This is a genomic window from Xanthobacter aminoxidans (assembly GCF_043193615.1).
GTDB classification, from domain to species: Bacteria; Pseudomonadota; Alphaproteobacteria; order Rhizobiales; family Xanthobacteraceae; genus Xanthobacter; species Xanthobacter aminoxidans.
Window position 1 is genome coordinate 424229 of the sequence record NZ_JBAFUS010000002.1, and the last position, 19849, is coordinate 444077.

The following is a 19849-nucleotide window of genomic DNA, read 5'->3' on the forward strand; positions in this document are numbered from 1 at the left end:
ATGTGTCAGTCGGTGGTGGTGAGGCCCAGCCGCTTCATGCGGTCGTGAAGGGTCTTGCGGGGAATGTTGAGGGCGAGCGCGGCAGCGGAGACGCGGTTGCCGGAGGCTTTCAGCGCATCCTCGATGACGAGGCGCTCCACCCGGTCCAGCAATTCGTTGAGGCTCGGGGCGGCGGCCGCGCCGCCGGTGAAGTCGGGGGCGAGGAAGCCCAGCATGTGGCGCTCGGCGGCGTTCTTCAACTCGCGCACATTGCCCGGCCAGTCGGAGAGCATTAACGCCCGCCGGAGCGAAGGGGGCACTTCCACCACCGGGCGCTGATACTTCACCGCCGCCTGCACCAGGAACAGCTCGAACAAAAGCGGGATGTCCTCCCGCCGCTCGCGCAGGGGCGGGAGGGCGAGCTTCACCACGTCGAGGCGGAAGAACAGGTCTTTCCGGAAGCCGCCGGCATCGGCCAGCGCGCCGAGGTCTTCCTTGGTCGCGGCGATGACCCGCAGGTCCACCGGCACCGGCGTGTTGGAGCCGAGGCGCTCGATGCGCCGGTCCTGCAGCACCCGCAGCAGCTTCACCTGCATGGCGAGCGGCATGCTCTCCACCTCGTCGAGGAAGAGGGTGCCGCCGGAGGCATGCTCGATCTTGCCGATGCGCCGCTTGCCGGCCCCGGTGAAGGCGCCGGCCTCGTGGCCGAACATCTCGCTTTCGAACATGCTCTCGGGGATGGCACCGCAATTGACCGCAACGAACGGCTTGTCGCGCCGCGCGCCCCCCTCGTGCAGCGCGCGGGCGACCTGCTCCTTGCCGGCGCCGGTCTCGCCCAGCACCAGCACGTCGGCGCTGGTGGAGGCGAGCTGGGCGATGTCGTCCCGCAGCCGCCGCATGGCCGCCGACTGGCCGACGAGATGCCGCTCGATGGCATCGCCCCGGTCGAGTGCCGTGCGCAGGCGCCGGTTTTCGAGCACGAGGGCACGCTTCTCCAGCGCCCGCTTCACCACCTCCACGAAGGCGTCGCTCACGAACGGCTTCTCGATGAAGTCGTAGGCGCCTTCCCGCATGGCGCTGACCGCCATGGCCACATCCCCATGGCCAGTAATGAGCACCACCGGCAGCTCCGGATCGCGGCGGCGGATATCCGCCAGAAGCTCCAGCCCATCGCGCGCGGGCAGGCGCACGTCGGTGACGACGATGCCGGGATAGTCCCGGCCGATGGCGGGCAAAGCGGCTTCGGCGCTTCCGAAGGCGGTCACGTCGATGCCGGCGAGGTCCAAGGTCTGCTCGATGGAGAGGCGGATCATCTCCTCATCGTCCACCAGCAGCACCCGGGGGCGGTTGGCGTGGCGGGGCGCTTCGGCCTCGGCGGAGAAGGCGCGTTCAGGAAACATGGCGCAGCGGCTCCGCGGGATAGGTCAGGTGCTCTTCGGCCTCGGCCGCGTCCATGACGAGATCGAACGCGGTGCCGCCTTCCACCCGATTGCGGGCGACGAGGGTGGCGCCGAAATCGCGGGCGATGGCGAGCGAGATGGGCAGGCCGAGCCCCAGCCCCTCACCCGCCGGCTTGGTGGTGAAGAAGGGGTCGAAGATGCGCGCCGCTGCCCCCTCCGCGAGGCCCGGCCCGTTGTCCTCCACGGTCAGCACGATGCGGCTGCCGTCGCGATGGGAAGCGATGCGGACCATTGCCTCCGGCCGTCCCTTTACCGCGTCGAGGGCATTGCCCACGAGGTTCACCAGCACCTGGCTGAGGCGGATTGGCTCGAACATCACCTGCGTGGCGTCGGGGTCCAGTGCGCTGACGACGCGCGCCCCGGACGCCCGAAGGCGCGGGGCGAGGATGGCGAGGCTTTCCGCCAGCACGGCGGCTGCGTCCACCGGCCCCTTCTCGCTGGACGTGCGGCGGGCGAAGGCGCGCAACTGGCCGGTGATCTTGCCGAGGCGATCCACCAGCGCGGCGATGCGGGCGAGGTTCGCCTCCGCATCCTCCTCGCGTCCGTGCTGGAGCAGCTTGGCGGTGTTGTCGGCCAGCGCCCGGAGCGCGGTGAGCGGCTGGTTCAGTTCGTGGGTCACGCCGGCCGCCATCTGGCCGAGGGTGGCCATCTTGGCAGCCTGCACCAGCTCGTCCTGGGCGGCGCGCAGGTCGTTCTCGGCGCGGCGCCGCTCCTCGATCTCGGCGGCAAGGCGGGTGTTGGCGGCGGAGAGGTCGGCGGTGCGTTCGGCGACCTTGCCTTCCAGTTCCCGATGGGCAGCCGCGAGTGCCGCCTGCGCGGCGAGGCTTTCGCGCGCCCGCCTGAGATGCTGGCGCCAGTAAAGGCCGATAAGGCCGAGAATGACCAGCGCCAGCGTCATGCCGATGCGCGCGGAACGTCCCGCGAGCACCACCGGTGCGGCATCGGTGAAGAGAAGGAGCCGCCAGTCGTAGGTCGGCAGGTCCTTCTCATCGCGGATGACGAGGCCGGCGGGGCTCAGGTCGGAGCCGGAGAGCACCTTCAGGCCGCCTTCGTCCTGTGCCTGCCCCATGCGCAGCAGGGGATAGGACTTGTGGCCATATTGGCGGGTCTTCGCGATCTCGGCGGCGGCGGTGGCATCGATGGGCCGGAGGGAGCGGAACTTGAACTTCGGGTCTGAGGCGAGGAAGACGATGCCGTGCCCGTCCGCCACCAGAACGGTATCGGCGGCCTCGTGCCAGACGGCTTCCAGCGGGTCGAGATTGACCTTGGTCGCCACCACGCCGGCCACCTTGCCGTCCACCATCACCGGCGCGCTGATGAAATAGCCGGGGACGCCGGTGAGCGTGCCCACCGCATAGAAGCGGCCGGTCTGGCCTGCGATGGCCTCGGTATAATAGGGGCGATAGCTGAAATCCGCGCCCACATAGGTTTGCGGCGTGTTCCAGTTGGACGCGGCGATGGTGATGCCGCCGGGCGCCAGCAGATAGAGCACGGTGCCGCCCGCGGCGCGGTTCAGCGTTTCCAGGTAGGCGTTCACCTGCGCCAGCTGTTCGGTGTCATGCGGGGTGGCGAGGAGGCGCTTCACATTGTCGTCGAGGGCGGCGGCGGTGGGCAGGTAGCCGAAGCGCTCGATGACACCTTCGAGGCTCTGGGCATAGATTTCCGCCCGGTGGCGCGCATCCGATGCGAGGCGCTCGCCCACCCGTGCCTCGGCCATCTCTCCGGCTTCGAGAACGGCGAACACCGCAGCCGCCGCCAGCACGGCGGACAGCACGGCACCGAGGGCCGTGATGCGGTTCGATCGCATGGAAAATTCCGCGTCCTCAAGGTGGTGCGGCCGGGCCTCGCGCGGCCCGGCCATGTCGCGGGGATGCTGGTCCGCCCTCAGTCGGTGGTCAAGCCTTTGACCTCCACCTCCTCGAAGCGGTGCTGCTCGGCGGTGACGAGGGCGGACAATTCCCGCTTCAGCTCGTTGAAGGCGGTTGAAGCCGAATCCCGCGGGCGCGGCAGCTCCACCTTGATGTCCCGCTTGATGGTGCCCGGCCGGTAGGTGAGCACGACGATGCGGTCCGCCAGATAGATGGACTCTTCGATGGAGTGGGTGACGAAGACGATGGTCTTGCCCGTCGCCGACCAGATGCGGATGAGTTCATCCTGCAGCGAGCGGCGGGTGAGGGCGTCGAGCGCGCCGAACGGCTCGTCCATCAGCATCACCGGGCTGTCGAGGGCCAGCACGCGGGCGATGGCCACGCGCTGGCGCATGCCGCCGGAGAGGTCTTTCGGGAAGCGGTCGCGGAACTCCGCGAGCTTCAGCATGGCGAGCAGCTCGTTCACCTTGGGCTCGATCTGGGCGCGGCTCATGCCCTTGATCTCAAGCCCGAAGGCGATGTTCTGCGCCACCGTCATCCACGGGAACAGGGCGTATTCCTGAAACACCATGCCCCGGTCCGGCCCGGGGTCCTTCACCGCGCGGCCGTCCACCGTGATGGTGCCGGTGGTGGGGGCGGAAAAGCCGGCGATGGCGTTGAGCAGGGTGGACTTGCCGCAGCCCGAGGGGCCGAGCAGGCACACGAACTCGCCCTCATTGATGGTGAGGTCGATGTCCTTCAGGGCGACGATCTCGCCGCCTGGAATGACGAAGCGCTTGTCGACACCCGAGACCACGATGTGCGGCCGGGCAGCGTGCGCGAGTGCGGCGGGGGAGGGGGCGGGGCTGGCCGCGAGGGGAGCTGCGATGGGCATGTCGGTCCTCACGATTCCAGGCCGCGATGCCAGCGCAGCAGATGATTGTTCAGGCGGCTGACGGCGAGATCGATGGCGAGGCCGATAAGACCGATGGTCAGCATTCCCGCGATGATCTTGTCCGACCAGAAGTATTCCCGCGCCTCCAGAATGCGGAAGCCGAGGCCGTTGTTGACGGCGATCATCTCGGCCACGATCACCACGATGAAGGCGGTGCCGATGCCGATGCGCGCACCCGACAGGATGTAGGGCGTGGCCGCCGGCAGGATCACCCGCCGGAAGATGGTGAGGCGGCTCGCCCCGAGGCTGCGGGCGGCGCGGATGTAGATGCTGTCCACGTGCCGAACACCGGCGATGGTGTTCATCAGCACCGGGAAGAAGGCGCCGATGGCGATGAGGAACACCGCCGGCGCGTTGCCGAGGCCGAACCACAGGATCGAAAGCGGGATGTAAGCGATGGGCGGGATGGGCCGCAGCAGCTGCATCAGCGGATTGACATAGCGATAGATGGAATCGCTCGTGCCCATGAACAGGCCCAGCGGCAGCGCGAGGCCAGCGCCCACGGCAAATCCCATCACCACGCGCGAGAGGCTGGCGAGGGAATCGTGGATCAATTCGCCTGAGAAGATCCACGCGATCCAGCTTTCCGTTGCCGGATCATAGGCTTCCAGTGGAGCAAGATAGCTCCACCAGCGCGCCGCGACGGCGGCGGGGGAGGGCAGGACCATGGGGTTCACCCAGCCTGCGGAGCAGGCCACCTGCCAGAGGAGCAACACGGCGACGGGCACGAGCAGCCCCTCGCCGAGCGCCTTGAAGCGCGAGATATTCATGGGGCCGCCCTCACTTGACGCCGTTGGACGCCTTGGCGGCATTGAGCAGGTCGAGCTTCACCCAATCCTCGGCCTTGGCGGGGGCGGACATCTTGCCGACGCCGTACTTGGCCATCACGTCCGTGGTCTTCTGGATGTGGTCGGCGCTCATGTCGAGGGAGTAGGGCGAGTTGGCGAGGGCTTCCTGGAATTCCTCGCCCGTCAGCTGGCCCTTGAACACGTCCTGCGTCACGAACTTCTCGGCGGCCTTGGGGTCGTTCATGAAGGTCTTCTGCGCCTTCACGAAGCAGTCCATCAGCTTCTTCGCCGTCTCGGGGTGTTCCTTGTAGAACTTCTCGCTCATCACCAGCGTGCGGATGGGCGAGCCGATGGGCGTGTCGTAGGGCTTCAGCACTTCCACGCCGAAGCCGCGGGCGATGGCCTGCGCGGACTGGGGCTCGGTCTGCATGATGGCGTCCACCTGCTTCTGCAGCAGCGCCTGGTTGAGGTCGGGATAGCCGAGATAGACGATGGTGATGTCCTTGGCGGACATGCCGTTCTTGCCCAATTCAGCGGCCAGCAGCACTTCCTGGATGGAGCCGCGGGTGACGCCCACGCGCTTGCCCTTCATGTCCGGCACAGACTTGATGCCACTATCGGGCGTCGCGAGGAGACGCGCGCCGCCGCTGGCGAAGCCGCCGACGATGTAGATGGGCGCGCCGTTGCCACGGCCGGAGATGGCGGCCTCGGAGGCGGTGGCGCCCACGTCCAGCTCGCCGGCGAGGATCGCCTGCATCACGTCCGGACCCTTGGGGAAGAGCTTGAGGTCGATGTTGATCCCGCAGCTCGGCGCGATCTCCTTCATGTAGGAGACGCCGGCGAAATGGGCGAGCTTGAGGTTGCCCACCCGCACCGTCTCCTGCGCCGAGACCGCCCCCGCTGCGACAGCGGACATCAGGACAGCGGACACAAGGGTGGCGGTGATGCGAAGTCGTTTCAGCACGGCGTTTCTCCCAGGGAGTCCGGCATTGGTGCCGGTTCGGATGATGCTCCCGCCCTTGCACCGCGCATGCCACCCCTGCGGAATGCGCGGGTCTGGCCTTACTCATTGAAATAACAAAATGTTTTCCAAGCTCGTCCGCATGGGGTGGCGGAAATCCGCCACCTGGGGTGCGAGCACGGCGGAAGTTCGCCGCGGGGCGCCGGCCTCCTCTCGTGGCGCGAGGGCCTTCCGGTGCCCCGAAACCGCCTCAAATTCTCCCCGCCCTGACCGCTCGCCTGTAAGCGAGGCGTAAGCTCAGCCTTGCAACGTCCGTGACAGAGCAATCAACGCACGAGCGGACGGACGAGCGGACATGGGATCTGCACATATTGTTGAACCCGGCGACGCCGAGCGCGCCGAGGTCGAAGCTTTCATCCGATCGGTCTATGCCCGCGAGTACGGCGCTCACGTCGGCACGTTTGCCGAGCGGCTTCTGTGCCGACGGAATGCGGCGGGCGAGATCCTGTGCGCCGCCGGTCTGCGCCTCGCCGAAGACGGCTTCTTCTCCGAGCTTTATCTGGATATGCCGGTGGAAGCCGCGCTCTCCCACGCCACCGGCCGCAGGCTCCGGCGCGCCGATGTTTATGAGGTGACGACGCTGGCCAGCGGCGCACCGCACGACCTCGTGCCGTTCATCGCCGATATCGTGGCCTTCGGTGGCGCCAACGGCCTGTCCTGGTGCTTCTTCACCCTCACCCGCCGCCTGAGCCTGCTGGTGCGGCGGCGCGGCCTGTCGCCGATCTATCTCGGCGATGCCGATCCCGCCCGCGTCGCTCATCCCGAGGTCTGGGGGCGCTATTACGAGACCGAGCCGAAGGTCTTCGGCGTGTGCGGCGTGGACATGCTCGCCGCCTATCGCCGGACGCAGACGGCTTCCGTTTGCATTCCGTCAGACGCCGGCCGGGTGCTGCACCATGCAGACATTCTTTGAGGCCGTGGCGGGCCATGCCCGCCGGGCACCGGACCGCGTCGCCTTCACCGATCCGGATGGCGCCATCACCCGCGCCGGGCTGCTGGCCGATGCGGCGCGCCTCGTCGCCGGGCTTCCCCCGGCCGCGCGGGTGGTCGGGCTGCTCCTGCCGAACGGGCGAGCCTATGCCGTGGCTCAGCTCGCATTGGTGGCATCTGGGCGCATCGCCGTTCCGCTGCCCGGCTTCTTCAGCCCGGCCCAGATCGCCCATGTGGTGCGCGATGCGGGCATCGAGCTGATCCTCGTCGCGCCGGGCGGGGAGGGGGCTGTACCGGAAGGCGTCGCCTGTCAGCCGGTCACCGTGACCGGCGCGCCGGGCGCCGCGCCGGCCTTCCGCGCGGGCTACGGCACGCTCATCTACACCTCCGGCAGCACCGGCCAGCCCAAGGGCGTGCGGCACGAGAGCGGGCAGGTGGGCTGGTCCGCCGCCGCGCTGGCGGAAGCCATCGGCGCGCGGGAGGACGACACCTATCTCTCCGTGCTTCCGCTCTCTTTGCTGCTGGAGAACATCTGCGCTCTGTTTATCCCGGCCCTCGTGGGCGGCAGCGTGCATTTCGACACCCCCGTCTCGGAGCGAATCGGCCGCGGTGCGGTCACCGGCATCGCCGAGGCGTTCGCCCGCCATCAGCCGACCACCGGCGTGCTGGTGCCCGAGCTGCTCCGGCTCTGGGTGGTGGAGCTTGCTGCCGCGCGGGCCCGCGCCCCGGACAGCCTGCGCTTCGTCGCTGTCGGCGGCGCCGCCGTTCCGCCCCAGGTGGCGGAGGCGGCATGGAACCTCGGCATTCCCGTGCACGAAGGCTACGGCCTGTCCGAATGCTGCTCGGTGGTGGCGGTGAACCGGCCGGGCCGGCGCGTGGCCGGCACCGTGGGCGAGCCGCTGCCGGGCCTGACCCTCGCCGTTGTCGATGGGGAGCTGCACGTGGACGGGCCGTGCGTCACGGACGGCTATCTGCGCGGCGCGCCCGCCCTCCGGCCATGGCCGACGGGCGATCTGGTGGCGCTGGACGCGGACGGCCGGCTGACGATCTCCGGCCGCAAGGACAATCTCATCGTCACGCCGCTTGGGCGCAACGTCAGTCCCGAATGGGTCGAGACGACCCTCCTCGCCGATCCCTTCATCGCCGCCTGCGCCGTCGCGGCGGATCCTGAGGGCCTCGCGGCTCTGGTGGTGCCGGTTCCCCCCGCGGCCGAATGGTTCGCCCATGCGGGCCGCGCGGCGGTGGAGGCGCGCATCTCCGCCGCCTGCGCGGGGCTGCCGCCCTATGCGCGGCCGGCCCGTGTGCGCGTCATCGAAATGGCTCCCGCCCGGGCCGCGGGCCTGTTCACCGACAACGGCCGCATCCGCCGTCGCGTGGCGCACGATCTGCTCGCTGCCGACGTGGCCGTGACCCTCTGACACCCCTTCCCGGCCATCATCAGAAAGGCATCGGCCATGAGCTTCCATGAACGCCTGACCCGTGAGACCGCGGCGGCGCGCGAGAGCTTCCTCGCCATTCCCCTCGTCGCCAACGCGCCCCGCACGGGCGGCACGCGCGAACTCTATCTGGCCTTCCTGACCGAGGCCTACCACCACGTGAAGCACACCTTCCCGCTGCTGGCGCTGGCCGCCTCCCGCACCACGGACGAGCGCTATCAGGCAGCCCTCCTCGAATACATGGAGGAGGAGCGCGGGCACGAGAAATGGATCCTCGACGACATCCGCGCCATGGGCGGCGATGCCGAGGCGGTGCGCACCGGCCAGCCGGGGCAGGCCTGCCGCGTGATGGTGGGCTTCACCTATTACGCCATCGAGCATGTGAGCCCCTATGCCATGCTCGGCAGTGTGCATGTGCTGGAGGGCATGTCGGTGCTGCTCGCCGACCAGCTCGCGGCGACGCTGGCCAAGACGTTCGGGAGCGCGGGCGGCGCCGGCTTCTCCTACCTCACCTCCCACGGCAGCCTCGATCAGGCGCACGTGGCCTTCTTCCGCGCGCTGGTGAACGGCATCGAGGATACGGCGGTTCAGGACATCATCATCGACCATTCCAGGATGTTCCATCGCCTCTACGGCGACATCTTCCGCGAGCTTGGCGCTCGCGCGGAGCTGAGCCGTGCGGCGTGAGGACATGTCGGACCAGGGCGCTCCCCGCACGGGCTTGCCGCGCGAGGTGAAGTGCGTGCTCGTCACCGGCGGCGGCTCCGGCATCGGCCGGGCGCTGGCGCTGGAGGCCGGCCGGCGTGGCATGTTCGTGGCGGTGTGCGGCCGCCGCGCCGCGGCGCTGGAGGAGACGGCGGCGGCGCTGCCGCCCTCCGCCCGCCCCATCGTCATCCCGGCCGATCTCACCCGCGCGGAGGACCGCGCCCGCATCGCCGCCGGGCTGAAGCAGGCCTGGGGCCGGCTCGACCTGCTGTTCAACAATGCAGGCCGCGTGGATGGCGGCGATGTGGAGCAGATGGCCGACGCAGCGCTGGAAAATCTGTTCCGCACCAACGTCCTCGCCCCCATGGCGCTGACGCGGGACCTCGCCCCGCTGCTGGCCGCCGCCCGTCCGTCGCGGGTGGTGAACGTGGGCTCGGTGTTCGGCGACATCGCCTATCCCGGCTTTGCCGCCTATTCCGCCTCCAAGTTCGCCCTGCGCGGCTATTCCAGTGCGCTGCGGCGGGAATGGAAGGCGCGCGGCATTGCCGTCACCTACGCGGCGCCGCGGGCGACGCAGACCGATGCGGCGGTGGCCTTCAGTGACCTCATCGTCCGGACCGGCATGCGCCTCGATACGCCGGAGAAGGTCGCCGCCCACATCTGGCGGGCGGTGGATGCGGGCCGCGATGCTGTCTATCCCGCCGGCCCCGAGCGCCTGTTCGTGCTGCTCCAGCGCCTGTTCCCGAAGCTGATTGACCGGTCCCTCGCGCGCTCCGGCGCCTGAGCCGACGGATCACATCCACGCATTGCACACCAAGGACATCACCATGCGCGCAACCCTCTTCCTCGGCGCTCTCCTCTCCGCCACTTTCGCCGTTTCGGCCCATGCGGCACCGGCCGCTTCCGCCCCCGCCGACGACCCCGTGCTCGGGCAGGTGAAGCAGATCCAGACCCGATGGGAGACCATCAAGTTCACCGTGCCGGAAGGCGAAAAGCAGACCGACGAGATGACCGCCCTCGGCGCCGATGCCGACAGCCTCGCCGCCAAATATCCTGACCGGGTGGAGGTGCTGATCTGGGACGGCATCGTCACCAGCGAGCGCGCCTCCCTGGTCAATCCCATCTCGGCGCTGTCGCTCGCCTCCCGCGCCCGCGACACGCTGGAGAAGGCCTACAAGATGAACCCCACCGTGCTCGATGCCGGCGCGCCCACCAGCCTCGGCGTGCTCTACTACCGGGTGCCGGGGTTTCCCGTAGCGTTCGGCGACAAGGCGAAGGCGCGGGCGCTGCTGGAACAGGCCACCAGGACCGCGCCGGACGGGCTCGACGCCTGGTATTTCTACGGCGATTTCCTGATGACCCAGGGCGAGTATGGGAAGGCCCGCGAGGCCTTCATCCACGCGCTCGCCATTCCCGTGCGCGCAGACCGGAAGGTGTGGGACGAGAACCGCCGGCTGGTCATCACCGAGAAGCTCGAACAGATCAAGGCCAAGCACTGATGGCGAACATCGCCTCCGCGGGCGTCGCCCCCCTGTGGCGCTGGCTCGGCCACCAGCTCGCCCACCCCGAGGGGGGAGGGGGCGTGCTGGTGGGGCGAGCGATGTCGCTCGCCAATCGCGCGCCTTACCGGCTGGCCATCGGGGCCCTTCGCCCCGCGCAGCGGGACCGCGTGCTGGAAATCGGCTTCGGGCCCGGCGCCGGCATCGCGGCATTGGCGGAGTGCGTGCCGGGTGGCCATGTGGCCGGCATCGAGGGCTCGCCGGCCATGCTCCGGCTCGCGGCGTCTCGCAATCGCGGTGCCGTCGCGGGCGGTCAGGTGGAGTTGAGGGAGGGGGACTTCCGCGCTCTGCCGTGGGCCGGTGCGAGCTTCGACGGGGTGCTCGCCGTCAATGTCGCCTATTTCTTCGATGCGGGGGGCGCCGCGGCGTCCGAGATCCGGCGGGTGCTGAAGCCCGGCGGGCGCGCGGTGCTCTACGTGACGGACCGATCGACCATGGCGCGCTGGCCGTTCGCCGGCGCGGATACCCACCGGACCTATGACGCGGCCGGGCTGCGGCGCCTCCTCGTCGAAGGCGGATTCCGCGATGCGGATATCCGCGTCGTTGCCCACCGGCTGCCGTTCGGGGTCGAGGGGCTGGTCGCCGTCGCACGGGCCGCGTGAGCGGTCAGGCCGCCGGCAGCCAGCCGGCATCGGGAAAGCGCATGATGGCGCGGCCGCCCGGGCCGGGATCGTTGGACAAGGTGAGGTCGCCACCGTGCGCCATCATGGTGCGCTCCACGATGGAGAGGCCAAGGCCCACCCCCTCCCGGCGCTCGCTGCGCACCCGCCCGCTGCGCCTCGCCTCGCGGTCGAGCACCTGCGCGGGAAAGCCCGGTCCCTGATCGCGCACGACGATGGCCGGCTCGCCGGTGATCTCCACCGAGATCAGCCCCTTTTCCGGCGTATGCTCAAGGGCGTTCTCGACCAGATTGCGCACTGCCCGGAACACGTCGTCCCGCCCGCCGGCCACGAGGACGGGGACATCCGGCGCGATCACCTCGATCATCCGGCCCCGGCCGACGATGCGGGGCGCGAGGAAGGCGGAGGCTTCGCGCGCCACCTCCCTCAGGTCCACGATCTTGCCGGGTTCGAGATTGAAGCGGCAGACCCGCGCGCGGTCGAGCAACTGCTCCACCAGACGCTCCATGGCGCCGAGGTCGTGTTCGAGGATGCGGGCGTGCGGGTCCTTCATGGTCGCCAACTCGGCCTTCATCACGGCAAGCGGCGTGCGCAGCTCGTGCGCCATGTCGGCGACGAACTCCTCCTGAAGGCGATGGGCCTCCCTCAGCCGCTCAAAGGCGGCGTTCACCGTGCGCACCAGCGCCAGAAGATCGTCCGGCAGCCCCTTCTCGGTGAGCGTCGCCGGCCCGCCGGGCTGGATCGCGCGCGCCTCCTCCACCGTCTGCGAGAGGGGGGAGAGGGCGATACGCACGACGATGACGTTGACCGCGAGAATGGCGAGCAGGAAGGGCAGCCAGATCCAGGCGATATCCTTCATGAATTCGTGCAGCACCGACTCGAAGATGATGTGCCCCTTGGGGAACATCAGCTGCACATAGACCGGCACCGGTACATCGGGAATGCGGGCCGAGAGGCCGTAATATTCGCCTTCCTCCGCCTGCCGGGGAATCCAGAAATAGAGCGGGCGAACTGTGCGGAACGAGGTGAAGCGCTCCGTCACGCCGGGGGAGGCGGCGACGATGTCGCCCTTTTCATCCAGCACGACGTAGCGGCCGGATTCGTCCGCGATGCGTTTGCGAGTGGTGGCATCCACATTGGCGGTCAGCTTGCCGTCGACGACATGGATGTCGTCGGCGATGTCGCCGATGAAGGCTTGCAGCGTGCCCTCGAAGAACAGCGAATGGGTGTTGTGGAAGCGCGTGTAGAGATAGAACGCGCCAACCGCCACCGCGACGAGGCTCACCCCCACGAGGCCCAGCACCAGCCGGCCGAACACGTCGCGGGGCAGGATTTTCAAGGCTCCTGCCTCATGCCCGCGGCTCCGCCAGCAGATAGCCGATGCCGCGCAGGGTCACGATCTCCCGGTTGGCGCCGGCGCCGGAGAGCTTCTTGCGCAGCCGGTGCACCAGCACCTCGATGGCGTTGACGCTGACTTCCTCGTCATAGCCGTAGAGCGCTTCCTCAAGCGCGGACTTCTGCACCACCCGCCCGGAGGAGCGCATCAGCATCTCCAGCGCGCCCACCTCGCGGCGGCTGAAGTCGATGGCCGTGCCATCCACCACGGCGCGCCGCTCGGAGGGATCGAGGGCGATGTTGCCTTCCGCAAGGACCGTCTGGAAGGCGGTGCCCGGACGGCGCAGCAAGGCGCGGATGCGGGCGATCAGCTCGTCCACGTCGAACGGCTTGCGCAGATAGTCGTCGGCACCCCGGTTGAGGCCCTGCACCACGGAGGCCTTGTCGTCCCGCGCCGTCAGCAGCAGTACCGGCGTCGAGGAGCCGCGCCGGCGCAGCGCTTCCAGCAGATCCATGCCGTCGCCGTCCGGCAAGCCGAGGTCGAGCACGATGCAGTCATAGGCGGTGGTCTCGGCGGCTGCGCGGGCGTCGGCGAGGGTCTCGAAGGCGTCGGTGGCGAAGCCGGCGGCGCGCAGGGCTCCGGCCGTCAGCGCCCGCAAGCGGGAATTGTCTTCGAGAATGAGAACGCGCATCGGCCGTCCGGGGAAGTGGTGCGCCTGAGGGTGCACGGCACCACCATGCGCTGCACTAAGGCATTTCCACGGCCACGCCGGTCCCCCTCGGGATGATACGGAGGGGGCGCGTTCCTTCCGCGCGCAGCGGACGATTCCGGCGCCGGTCTTTTCCGTTGGGGAAAGGATGGCCGCTTCCGTAGCGGCCATCCCTTGGTCTTCAGCCCCGGGCGGGCGCGGCTTCGAGCCCCCGGCGGCCCCGCCGCAGCAGCAGGGTGAAGGCGAGGCCCGCGAGGGCGGTGCCCGCACCGGCGAGGGAGACGGCGGGATAGCCGAGGCCGGCATCGATCACCGCGCCGCCCAGCGCCGCGCCCAGCGCATTGCCGAGGTTGAAGGCGCCGATGTTCATGGCCGAGGCCAGGTGCGGCGCTTCGGCCGCCTCGTGCACCACCCGCATCTGGAGCGGCGGCACGAGGGCGAAACTGGCGATGCCCCAGAGGAAGACCAGCGGCACCGTAGCGAGGTGCGAGTGCATGCCCGGCACGAACAGCACGAGGAGCACCGCCACCGCCGTCAGCGAGCCGATGAGCGTGCCGTCGAGCGAGCGGTCGGCGAAGCGCCCGCCCAGCCAGTTGCCCAGCGCGAGACCCAGCCCGTAGACCACCAGCATGGCGGTGACGAAGCCGGAGGCGGCGCCGGTCTCCACCTGCAGGATCGGCGCGATATAGGTGAAGACCGTGAACATGGCGCTGGAGCTGACCACCGTCAGCAACAGCGCGGCGAGCACCGGGCCGCGCATGAGCACCTTGAGTTCCGCGCGCATGTCGCTCTCGCCCTGAACCTTGAGCGGAGGAAGGGAGAGGCGCACCGCCACCATGGCGACGGCGCCGATGACGGCGATGCCGAAGAAGGCCGCGCGCCAGCCGATGGCCTCGCCCACCCACGCCGCGAGCGGCACGCCGCCGATGGTGGCGATGGTGAGGCCCGAGAACATGGCCGCGACCGCTCCGGCGCGCTTATGCGCCGGCACCACGCTCGCCGCCACCACCGCGCCGACGCCGAAGAAGGCGCCGTGGTTGAACGAGGTGACGATGCGACCGGCGAGCAGCATCCAGTAGCTGTCAGCGAAGGCGGAGATGAGGTTGCCCACGGTGAAGATGCCCATGGAGAGCACCAGCAGGCGGCGCCGGGGCATGCTGGCGAAGGCCAGCGTCATGATGGGCGCGGTGACCAGCACGCCGAAGGCATAGGCGCTGACCAGCAGGCCGGCGGCGGGAATAGAGACGCCGAGGTCCGTGGCGATGATCGGCAGCATCCCCATGGGGGAGAATTCTGTGACGCCGATGCCGAAGGCGCCGATGGCGAGCGCCACCAGCGGCAGGTTGATCTTCATGGGAGGAACTCCGGGGCAGATCGAGTTGTCCCGGAATATGGTTGACATTGCAGTGCGGCAATAGAGAGCATCCGAGACCAGCATCTGTGCGCCGGAGTCACGAATGGACCGCCCCGACCGGACCGGAGAGATGGCCGCGTTCCTCAAGGTTGCGTGTGCCGGCAGCCTCTCCGGGGCGGCCCGCGAGCTGGGGCTCACCCCCTCGGCTGTGAGCCGCATCCTGGCCCGCATCGAGGCGAGGCTCGGCGTGCGCCTGATGGTGCGGACCACCCGGCAGCTGCGCCTCACGGCAGAAGGCGAGGCCTATGCCCGCGCTGCCCGGCGCATCCTTGCGGACATCGACGAGACGGAGGCGGCGCTGGCTGATCGCGCCAATCCGCGCGGCCGTATCCGCGTCAGCGCCTCCATGGCCCATGGCCGCCTCGTCATCGTGCCGCTGCTCGGCGAATTCGTGGCGCGCTATCCGGATATCGAGGTGGAGATGGAGCTGAGCGACGAGATCGCCGACGTGCTCGGCGGGCGGGTGGACGTGGCCATCCGCTTCGGCCCCCTCGCCGACAGCCCGCTGACCGCCCGCCGCCTCGGCGAGACCGGGCGCACCGTCATCGCCGCGCCGTCCTATCTCGCCCGCCACGGCACGCCCCGCGTGCCGGCCGACCTCGCTCATCACAACTGCCTCGATTTCAGCTTCCGCCGCATCGAGCCCGGCTGGCCGTTCCGCGAGGACGGGCGCGACTACATGTTGGAGGTGAAGGGCAACATCACCGCCAACAACGGCGAGACGCTGGTGCAGCTCGCCGCGCAGGGCGTGGGCATCACCCGCGTCGGCAATTTCCACATCGATGAAGCCAATGCGCGCGGCGAATTCGCCAGCGGCGCATTGGTACCGCTGCTCGAAACGTTCAACCCGCAGGACAAGGAAAGCATCCACGCGGTGTTCGTGGGTGGCGCCAACACGCCGGCCCGCGTGCGCGTCTTCGTGGATTTCCTCGCCGAAAAGCTCCGCGGCGCCCATCCGGGGACGTGACGCGATCCCAAAGCCCACCGCGCGCGCCTCTTGTGCGCCGGCCGCGTTCCGGCTCATCTCGCCGCCTCGGGAGAGGAAGACCCATGTCGGCGACAGAACAGAAGACCACCGCACGGCAGGACAGCACGCGCCGGCCGCCGGCGCTCCGGCGGAGCTGGCTGTTCGCGCCCGGTGGCGACAAGAGTGCACTGATGGCGGCGATGGCCTGCGGTGCGGATGCGCTGATCCAGGAACTGGAGGACTTCACGCCGCCGGAACTCCGGGCCGCGGCGCGGTCCCTGTCTGCGGAGGTGATGGCGGCATGGCGCGCGGCGGGCATCGTCGCGTGCGTGCGCATCAATCCGCTGGAGGGCGACGGCCTCGCCGACCTCGCGGGCGTGATCGCGGGGCGACCGGACGCCATACACCTGCCCAAGATCGCCGAGCCCGAGCAGGTCATGGCGCTGGATGCGGAGATCAGCCGCCACGAGGCGCGGCTCGGCCTGCCGCCCGGCGCCATCGAGATCGTGCCCAACATCGAGACCGCGCGCGGCATCATGCAGACCTATGCCATCGCCACCGCCAGCCCGCGCGTGACGGCCGTTTTGTGCTCCACCGAGGATCTTGCGGAAGACCTCGACGCGCCGCGCAGCCGGGCGGCCGTGGAGCTGGCCTATGCCCGCCAGCGCCTGCATCTGGAAGCACGGGCGGCGAAGGTGCTCTCCATCGACTGCCCCTACACCTTTGCCGATCCCGAAGGCTGCGAGGCCGATGCCCGCGCCGGCCGGGCGCTGGGCTACAGCGCCAAGAGCGCCGTGGAGCCCGGCCACATCGCGCTCATCAACACGGTGATGACCCCTTCCGCCGCCGCTGTCGCCGAGGCGGAGGAGATCGTCGCGGCCTTCGAAGCGGCCCGCGCCGCCGGTCAGGACAGGGCGCGACTGGGAGATCTCATCATCGAGGTGCCGTTCTATCTCTCGGCAAAGCGACTGCTCGCGCGCGCGGCGGCGCTGGGGGAGGGCGCTCAGGCGGCTTCCGGGCGGTCCGCCATCCGGTAGCGGTTCCGGCCGTCCGCCTTGGCCTGGTAGAGGGCGATGTCGGCGCGGCGGATGGCGGAGGCGAGGGGCTCGCCGGGGGCGATCAGCGTGCCGCCGAGGCTGGCCGTGATGCGCCGCTCCTCCGGCAGCCAGGCGAAGCGCATCTGCTCCGCCCCGGTTCTCAGCGCGGCGGCGATGCGGGCGAGGGCCTCGACATCGGCGGCGGGCATCAGCAGGCAGAATTCCTCGCCGCCGATGCGGCCGCACAGGTCCCGCGGGCGCGCGCAGGCTGCGAGCAGCGCGCCGAACCGTCGGATCACCTCGTCGCCGGCCGGGTGCCCGAACCTGTCGTTGATCGCCTTGAAATGATCGAGGTCGCAGAGCAGCAGGCCGATGCGGGTGCCCGGCGGCGCGGCTTCCGCGAGGCGCTCCGCGCGTTCGAGGAAGGCCGTGCGCGTGAGGACGCCGGAGAGGCCGTCCCGCTCCAGCCGTCCGGTGGCTTCGGCGATGACCTCCCTCACGACGAGCGCGAGCAGCGCCACGCCGAGCATGAGCGAGAGGATGCTGCCGGCTGTCTGCGAATAACGGGCATAGGCGCTCGTGAGATAGTCCCGCACCCCGTTGTCGGCTCCCTCGAGGGGAATGAGCACCGCCTTCGCTGCGAACTGCAGAGCGCAGAGCCCCAGCACGCCGGCGAGGACAAGGTCCACCGCGCGCCCGGGCGCGTGCCGCAGCACGGTGCCGGCGGCGAACGCGAGGATGGCCGCGAAGGGCAGTTGATAGGTCAGCGCCTGCGCCCAGCCTCCGCGCGGCAGGTCGACGCCTGCAAGCGCCGTGAAGACCACCGCGAGGAGCGCCGCCGCGCCGAGCCAGCCGAGGCGCGAATCAGGCCGATAGTGGCGCCGCAGCCCCGCCGCGATCAGGGACAGCGCCGCCATGAGCGATCCGAACGAGAGGGTCGAGGCGAGCCTGACCGAGGGGATGTCCCGCGCCAGCGCCTCGATGAGGACGGTGGCGGCGGCGCAGACGAAGGCCGCGGCGCACCAGCGCCCCAGCTCCACCGACGAGCGCCAGGTGGTTCCAAGGAACGCCGCTGCGAATGTCAGGCCGATCGCGCCATTGATGAGCAGAAGGAATGTGGCGTCGGTCAATTTGGCGTCGGTCATGGCGCCCAGTGTGTCGCTCCCGTCCCGGTCGCCGTCGCGGCGCGTTGCATAGTTACCACATCGGCCAGCGAACCATCATGGCCCATTGGCCTGTCCGGCTGGTCGTGGAGGTTGGCGGTAACCGGGGCGGGCGATCTAACTATCGGATATCGCGGTATGAATTCCGCAGTTTGGCAAAAGTTCCCGTCATCTCCATACCACCAGTTTAGAGATATTCTATATCAATAAGGGTGCGGACCTGATTGACAAAGCATGGCCGCTCGCCCCCAATCCGGCCTCGTTAGCGGCGATTTGCGGGTCTTTTTCAGCCTTGCGGAAGGCCGCGCTGTAACATGGTAGTCGCGCCGGCGCGGTAGGGCAGTTCGGGCCTTCTGCTGCGCTCCTTCTGCCGATGGGGGAATTTAAGATGCTGGACACCGTGTTTCGGACCGCCGCCCGCGGCAGCCGCGGGGACCTTCCGGGTACGCGGACCATACTTGCCCGCTATCTCCTCGCCGGCGTCGCCGCCGGTGCGCTGCTGGGCGCACCCCTGCTCGGCACCGCGCACGCGGCCGACGTGGCGACCAAGGCGCCGGCCGCAGCCGCCCCCGCGGAAGAGGAGGCCGAGCCCTCCATCGCCCCGCAGCTCGGCTGGCTGGGCGACTGGGGCGGCTACCGTCCCAAGCTCGCCGAAGCGGGCATCAAGATCGGCGTGAACTATATCGGCGAACTCTGGCGCAACACCGAGGGCGGGCTCGGCACCGGCACCGCCTATAACGGCCGCTTCCAGTTCTCTCTCGATGCGGACCTCGACAAGCTGTTCAATTGGAAGGGCGCGACCTTCCACGCCAGCGTGCTGCAGATCCAGGGCTCGGGCTTCTCCGGCCAGTATCTCGGCAACATCATGGGCGTCAGCAACGTGGACGCCCTCTCCACCACCCGCCTGTTCGAGCTGTACATCGAGCAGGCGTTCGGTGACGGCAAGTCCTCCATCCGCTTCGGCCAGCTCTCCGCCGATTCGGAATTCGCCATATCGGACAACGGCTCGCTGTTCCTGAACTCGACGTTCGGCTGGCCGGCCCTGTTCGCCGCCGACCTGCCGAGCGGCGGCCCCGCCTATCCCCTCGCCACCCCCGGCGTGCGCGTGAAGTGGGTGCCGAACGACGAGTGGACGGTGCTCGTCGGCCTGTTCAACGGCAACCCCGCGCCCTGCTGCGGCGACCCCCAGGAAGAGAACAAGTACGGCCTGAACTTCATCGTCGATCAGGGCGTGTTCGTGATCGGCGAAGTGGCCTACAGCTACAACAAGGCGGAGAATGCGGCGTGGCTGCCCGGCACCGTGAAGGTGGGCGGCTGGTACAACTCCAATTCGTTCAACAGCCAAGTCTACGACATCTTCGGCGTGCCGCTGGCGAGCCCCGCTTCCATCGGCCTGCCCAACCAGATCCAGGGTGACTACGCCTTCTACGCCATCATCGACCAGATGATCTGGCGCAAGCCCGGCACCAAGGACAAGGGCATCAGCGTCTTCGGGCGCGTGACGGCGGCGCCCAGCGAGCAGAACCAGCTCGGCTTCTACTGGGATGGCGGTATCACCTTCAAGGGTCTCGTCCCGGGCCGCGAGGACGACTCGTTCGGCGTCGCCTTCGGCAATGCGCGTGTGACCAACGCGGCCCAGCAGGCCGACCTCTACACCGCCCTCTACAACGGGTCCTACTATCCCATCCGCAGCAGCGAGACGGTGCTGGAAGTGACCTATTCGGCGCAGGTGATGCCCGGTTGGACCATCCAGCCCGACTTCCAGTACATCTGGAACCCCGGTGGCGGCGTGCTGAACCCGAACGATCCCCTCGGCATCTCGCTCGTGAAGAACGCCGCCGTGTTCGGCGTGCGCACCACCATCAACTACTGATCGATCCAAAGAAAAGCCGGGCGGCCGCGAGGTCGCCCGGCTTTTTTGCG

General features: G+C 69.2%; 18 protein-coding genes. 9 read left to right on the forward strand and 9 right to left on the reverse strand.

Annotated features, from left to right (window positions below; genetic code table 11):
- Nucleotides 1-5: 5 nt before the first annotated feature.
- The 5 genes from V5F74_RS10985 to V5F74_RS11005 all read right to left on the reverse strand — a co-directional run bounded on the left by V5F74_RS10985 (nt 6) and on the right by V5F74_RS11005 (nt 5993).
- Nucleotides 6-1379, reverse strand: coding sequence for a sigma-54-dependent transcriptional regulator (locus V5F74_RS10985; RefSeq protein WP_394007998.1), 1374 nt, complete (start codon nt 1377-1379; stop codon nt 6-8).
- Nucleotides 1369-3246 (reverse strand): sensor histidine kinase, encoded by a 1878-nt coding sequence (locus tag V5F74_RS10990; protein WP_394008000.1) that lies wholly within the window; start codon nt 3244-3246, stop codon nt 1369-1371. Before V5F74_RS10990 ends, V5F74_RS10985 begins: the two co-directional genes overlap by 11 nt.
- 77 nt (nt 3247-3323) lie before the next feature.
- Nucleotides 3324-4181, reverse strand: a complete 858-nt coding sequence (locus V5F74_RS10995; RefSeq protein WP_081837380.1) for an ABC transporter ATP-binding protein — start codon at nt 4179-4181, stop codon at nt 3324-3326.
- Between the two features lie 8 nt (nt 4182-4189).
- Nucleotides 4190-5011 carry an ABC transporter permease gene (locus V5F74_RS11000; RefSeq protein ID WP_029554937.1) on the reverse strand — a complete coding sequence of 274 codons (822 nt, stop codon included), beginning with the start codon at nt 5009-5011 and terminating at the stop codon, nt 4190-4192.
- A gap of 10 nt (nt 5012-5021) precedes the next feature.
- Nucleotides 5022-5993: an ABC transporter substrate-binding protein gene (locus tag V5F74_RS11005; RefSeq protein ID WP_250166276.1), complete on the reverse strand. Its 972-nt coding sequence runs from the start codon at nt 5991-5993 to the stop codon at nt 5022-5024.
- A 352-nt stretch (nt 5994-6345) separates the two neighbouring features.
- Here V5F74_RS11005 and V5F74_RS11010 point away from each other — a divergent pair, with 352 nt between their 5' ends.
- From V5F74_RS11010 to V5F74_RS11035, 6 genes are read left to right on the forward strand one after another with little or no spacing between them, the layout of a single operon-like run.
- Entirely contained in the window at nt 6346-6963 is a 618-nt protein-coding gene (locus tag V5F74_RS11010) for a thermostable hemolysin (RefSeq protein ID WP_394008003.1), read from the forward strand.
- Entirely contained in the window at nt 6947-8398 is a 1452-nt protein-coding gene (locus V5F74_RS11015) for an AMP-binding protein (protein ID WP_394008005.1), read from the forward strand. Before V5F74_RS11010 ends, V5F74_RS11015 begins: the two co-directional genes overlap by 17 nt.
- Before the next feature lie 36 nt (nt 8399-8434).
- Nucleotides 8435-9103 (forward strand): TenA family transcriptional regulator, encoded by a 669-nt coding sequence (locus V5F74_RS11020; RefSeq protein WP_029554933.1) that lies wholly within the window; start codon nt 8435-8437, stop codon nt 9101-9103.
- Nucleotides 9093-9905, forward strand: a complete 813-nt coding sequence (locus V5F74_RS11025; protein ID WP_394008007.1) for an SDR family NAD(P)-dependent oxidoreductase — start codon at nt 9093-9095, stop codon at nt 9903-9905. Before V5F74_RS11020 ends, V5F74_RS11025 begins: the two co-directional genes overlap by 11 nt.
- A 43-nt stretch (nt 9906-9948) precedes the next feature.
- Nucleotides 9949-10620, forward strand: a complete 672-nt coding sequence (locus V5F74_RS11030) for a tetratricopeptide repeat protein (RefSeq protein WP_394008009.1) — start codon at nt 9949-9951, stop codon at nt 10618-10620.
- Nucleotides 10620-11282 (forward strand): class I SAM-dependent methyltransferase, encoded by a 663-nt coding sequence (locus tag V5F74_RS11035; protein ID WP_029554930.1) that lies wholly within the window; start codon nt 10620-10622, stop codon nt 11280-11282. The genes V5F74_RS11030 and V5F74_RS11035 overlap by 1 nt, the downstream gene beginning before the upstream one ends.
- A gap of 4 nt (nt 11283-11286) precedes the next feature.
- Here the strand turns inward: V5F74_RS11035 and V5F74_RS11040 are convergent, their stop codons facing one another.
- The 3 genes from V5F74_RS11040 to V5F74_RS11050 form a co-directional block, all read right to left on the reverse strand.
- Nucleotides 11287-12639 carry a sensor histidine kinase gene (locus V5F74_RS11040; protein ID WP_394008011.1) on the reverse strand — a complete coding sequence of 451 codons (1353 nt, stop codon included), beginning with the start codon at nt 12637-12639 and terminating at the stop codon, nt 11287-11289.
- A 10-nt stretch (nt 12640-12649) separates the two neighbouring features.
- Nucleotides 12650-13327 carry a response regulator transcription factor gene (locus V5F74_RS11045; protein WP_024278151.1) on the reverse strand — a complete coding sequence of 226 codons (678 nt, stop codon included), beginning with the start codon at nt 13325-13327 and terminating at the stop codon, nt 12650-12652.
- 199 nt (nt 13328-13526) lie between these two features.
- The gene (locus V5F74_RS11050) at nt 13527-14699 is read right to left on the reverse strand and encodes an MFS transporter (protein WP_394008014.1); all 1173 of its coding nucleotides are present in this window, start codon (nt 14697-14699) and stop codon (nt 13527-13529) included.
- 103 nt (nt 14700-14802) lie between these two features.
- Between V5F74_RS11050 and V5F74_RS11055 the strand changes: the two genes are divergently transcribed.
- Both V5F74_RS11055 and V5F74_RS11060 read left to right on the forward strand, forming a co-directional pair.
- The gene (locus V5F74_RS11055) at nt 14803-15726 is read left to right on the forward strand and encodes a LysR family transcriptional regulator (protein WP_394008016.1); all 924 of its coding nucleotides are present in this window, start codon (nt 14803-14805) and stop codon (nt 15724-15726) included.
- An 83-nt stretch (nt 15727-15809) separates the two neighbouring features.
- Nucleotides 15810-16763 carry an HpcH/HpaI aldolase/citrate lyase family protein gene (locus tag V5F74_RS11060; protein ID WP_394008018.1) on the forward strand — a complete coding sequence of 318 codons (954 nt, stop codon included), beginning with the start codon at nt 15810-15812 and terminating at the stop codon, nt 16761-16763.
- Here the strand turns inward: V5F74_RS11060 and V5F74_RS11065 are convergent.
- Nucleotides 16730-17908 carry a GGDEF domain-containing protein gene (locus V5F74_RS11065; protein ID WP_394008020.1) on the reverse strand — a complete coding sequence of 393 codons (1179 nt, stop codon included), beginning with the start codon at nt 17906-17908 and terminating at the stop codon, nt 16730-16732. The two genes, V5F74_RS11060 and V5F74_RS11065, sit on opposite strands and share 34 nt — an antisense overlap.
- 406 nt (nt 17909-18314) lie before the next feature.
- Here V5F74_RS11065 and V5F74_RS11070 point away from each other — a divergent pair, with 406 nt between their 5' ends.
- Nucleotides 18315-19799 carry a carbohydrate porin gene (locus tag V5F74_RS11070; protein WP_394008022.1) on the forward strand — a complete coding sequence of 495 codons (1485 nt, stop codon included), beginning with the start codon at nt 18315-18317 and terminating at the stop codon, nt 19797-19799.
- Nucleotides 19800-19849: the final 50 nt, after the last annotated feature.